The sequence below is a fragment of the Nonomuraea aridisoli genome (assembly GCF_003236395.1).
Taxonomy (GTDB): Bacteria; Actinomycetota; Actinomycetes; order Streptosporangiales; family Streptosporangiaceae; genus Nonomuraea; species Nonomuraea aridisoli.
In genome coordinates this window covers 1-3,309 of the sequence record NZ_POUD01000482.1, presented here as the reverse complement: position 1 = coordinate 3,309, position 3,309 = coordinate 1, and the positions used below count along the sequence as shown (strand labels likewise).

Sequence of the window (3,309 nt, the reverse complement as noted above, 5' to 3'; positions counted from 1 at the left end):
GAGGGGGTTCGAGCCGGTGCTGGTTCCCGAGCCGGCGCATCCCGATCGGTGGTACGAGGGCAGCGTGCCGGCGGTGGTGCCGGTGGTGGTGCGCGAGAGGCGGCCGATGGTGCCGCGGGCGCGGGAGTCCGTACCTCCTGAGGTGGTGGAGCGGGAGCCCGTGAGGCCGGTTCCGGTGCGGACGGCGGAGGAGGAGTGTCCGGGGGAGTGGGTGGACACCTGGTTGTGGGAGGTGTGCCTGGATCGGAAGCAGGAGTTGGCGGCCCAGGAGAGTTGGCCGCCTGGGATATGAACCGGATTGGGTGGGTGTGCGTACCCCGGAGTGTGCTGGTTCGCCGTCGGGTGGTGACCTGGCGTGCGTGTTCTGGAGGGGTGCGGAACGGTCTGTACAAAGCGGGTCATTTGTCCCATAACAGCTCTTCGGAGTTCGGTCCGGGCACTCCGGGTGCTGTAGTAACGTGCGTCCCTGACCAGGGTAACGAGATTGCAAACGGAGGAGTCGAACGTGCCATCCCCTCGATCAGCGGGTCTGATCGCGGTCGTCATGGCGGTGGCTTCTCTCATCGTGCCCAGCGTGCAGACGTCGGCGCGGGCCCAAGCGCAACAGCAGGTGCAAGAGCGTGATCCGTCCAATCTGACCGAGTTGCGGCGAGAGGCGGAGCGGTCGGCCAAGGAGCTCGAGGAGGCCACCAAGGCCCTCGAGAAGCGGCGGGCCGACATCGCGGCCTCCGAGAAGGAGCTCAAGACCAAGCTCGACTCGCTGCAGCAGCTGGAGCAGCGGCTCTCGGTGATGCGGCAGCCGGTGTCGCAGTTGGCGGAGTTGTTGTATGAACAGCCGCTCGCGACCAACGGAGTCCTCCCCTTCATGTCGGGTGACGCGGACGAGCGCACCTTGCGGGCGCTGAGCGACGTGAACCAGATGGTGACGGTACGCCAGCAGGCCGTCGAGCAGACCAGCACGCTCTACAAGCAGGCCGAACAGCTGGCCGCCGAGGCCCAGGAGCTGCGGGCCGGCAATCTGCTCGCCGAGGCGCAGCTCGCGGCCGAGGTCGACACGTTGCGCCAGCGGTCGGACAAGATCGTCAAGTCGTTGACCGCGGCGCTGGTGAAGCTCGGCATCAAGATCGACAAGGTTGGGCGGGCGGCGCTGGGCTGCAACCCGCTCCGGGCGGCGACGGCGGGCGACTATCCCAACGGGCTGATTCCCAAGAGCATGCTCTGTCCGTTGCAGCAGAAGGGGTTCAGCCTCCGAGCGGACGCCACGATCGCTTTCGTCAGCCTGAACGAGGCGTACAAGAGGCAGTTCGGAAAGCCGATGTGCGTGACCGATGCCTATCGCAGTCTCGCCGAGCAGCAGTCCGTCTATTACCGGCGGCCAGGGTTCGCCGCGGTACCGGGGCGGAGCAACCACGGGCTGGGGCTGGCCGTCGACCTGTGTGGCGGGGTGGAACGGTCGGGGTCGCCGGAGTTCGTGTGGATGGAGAAGAACTCCAAGCGGTACGGGTGGTTCCACCCGGCATGGGCGTACAGCAACCCGTTCGAGCCGTGGCACTGGGAGTACGACCCCAAGATTGATTCGCAGCTCTGAGCGACCTCAGCCGGGTCTGATCGTGATGGAGAGGCGCCCGTGCGCCTGGGCCGCCGCGAGCTCGGCCGCCTGTGTCGGGGTGGTCGCCAGGACGATCAGTGCGCCGCTGTGGGCGTCTCTTTCGCGTACGGGCGGGACGGTGATCACCGTGGTGCCGGACGTGATGTGGCGGGCCGGCACGCCCTCCTGTGAGGAGGCGAGGAGATCGACGGTCGAACCCGGCGAGATCAGGGACGCCGTCGCCGCGTCGGCCAGGCGCACCGGGGTCGCGACCAGGCCCTGCGGAAGGTGGTAGGACGCGAGGAGCCGGACGTCCGTCAGCGGCTCGCCGCGGCGCATGGGGGTCGCCAGGGTCTGGCCCGGGGTGACCTCGCCGATCGCGCCGGCGGGTGGCGGATCGAGCGCGGCCCGGTGGAAGTCGCCCGTACGGATGGGGCCCGGCGCCAGGTCGCGGGACGCCACCAGCACCGTGGGGGCGCCGGTGGTGGCGGGACGTGTGGCGAGGTAGGCGGATATGACCGATACCGCGGCCAGCGCCGCCGCGACGAGGCGGCGGCGACGGGCGTAGCGGGTCAGCCAGGTGTGGAGGGTCACGGCAGGTCGAAGGGGAGCTTGATGCCGTCGAGAGCCGAACCGCACGGGCACGTGCGCTCCTCGGGCAGGGCCTGGACGGTCTCGGACACGAGCGAGCGCATGCGGGTGACGTTCTGGGCGAAGAACGCCAGCACCTCGTCGTGGGTGACACCCTGGCCGGCCTCGACTCCGGCGTCGTGGTCGGTCACCAGCGAGATCGACGTGTAGCACAGGGCCAGCTCGCGGGCCAGGATGGCCTCGGGGAAGCCGGTCATGCCCACGATCGACCAGCCGTTGCTCGCGTACCACTGGGACTCGGCCCGGGTGGAGAAGCGCGGGCCCTCGATGACGACGAGGGTGCCGCCGTCGACCGTCTGCCAGTCGCCGGCCTGGGCGGCGCGGACGGCCACGGCACGGCCCGACGGGCAGTAGGGGTCGGCGAAGGCGACGTGGACGGCGCCGTTGGCGTCGTAGTACGTCTGGACGCGGCCAGAGGTGCGGTCGACGAGCTGGTCGGGGATGACGAGGGCGCCGGGGCCGTACTCGGCTTTGAGTGAACCGACGGCGCTCGGCGCGAGCACCTGGCGGACGCCGAGCGAACGCAGCGCCCAGAGGTTGGCACGGTAGGGGATGCGGTGTGGGGGAAAACGGTGATCTCGTCCGTGTCTGGGGATGAACGCCACGGAACGGGAGCCGATCCGTCCGATGGTGACGGTGTCGCTGGGCGGCCCGTAGGGGGTGCTGAGCTCGATCTCCTCCGCGTCATCGAGCAGGGAGTAGAAGCCCGATCCGCCGATGACGCCGATGTCTGCGCGTGTGACCATGGCGCGAGAGTATCCGGAGCGGCGGGCGGGGCCGGGAGTCAGAACGGCGTTCTGTGGATAACCCGTTTTCCGGCCTGTGGACAACTGGATCGCGCGGTGTGCGAACGCCAGTACGAAGAGTGGTATCGCCGCGTGCGGGCAGCGGGGCTCGCACGGTTGCGGGATGCCACGAAGGCGGCGGATCTGGGGGAGGAGCTGGGGCGCGCCACCCGAATGGTTCATGAGCCGAGGGCCTCGGGGGATGATGCGCCATCGCCCCCGATGAGAGCGCACGTGGGGTGCGGCGGTTGCCGGGGGCATGGTGTGCCGGCCCGGGGCGGGGCT

At 69.5% G+C, this 3,309-nt stretch carries 4 protein-coding genes; 2 read left to right on the top strand and 2 right to left on the bottom strand.

Features of this window, described 5'->3' with window-relative positions:
• Window positions 1-292 (top strand): hypothetical protein (locus C1J01_RS47160; RefSeq protein ID WP_220040472.1); only part of this gene is annotated, 292 nt, incomplete at its 5' end.
• A gap of 282 nt (window positions 293-574) precedes the next feature.
• On the top strand, window positions 575-1,588 hold the full coding sequence (locus C1J01_RS47155; RefSeq protein WP_235855141.1) for a M15 family metallopeptidase: 1,014 nt from the start codon (window positions 575-577) through the stop codon (window positions 1,586-1,588).
• Window positions 1,589-1,594: 6 nt separating this feature from the next.
• Here the strand turns inward: C1J01_RS47155 and C1J01_RS47150 are convergent, their stop codons facing one another.
• On the bottom strand, window positions 1,595-2,182 hold the full coding sequence (locus C1J01_RS47150; protein ID WP_111185573.1) for a CpaB family protein: 588 nt from the start codon (window positions 2,180-2,182) through the stop codon (window positions 1,595-1,597).
• Window positions 2,179-2,985: an S-methyl-5'-thioadenosine phosphorylase gene (locus tag C1J01_RS47145; RefSeq protein ID WP_111185571.1), complete on the bottom strand. Its 807-nt coding sequence runs from the start codon at window positions 2,983-2,985 to the stop codon at window positions 2,179-2,181. The genes C1J01_RS47150 and C1J01_RS47145 overlap by 4 nt, the downstream gene beginning before the upstream one ends.
• Between the last annotated feature and the right edge of the window lie 324 nt (window positions 2,986-3,309).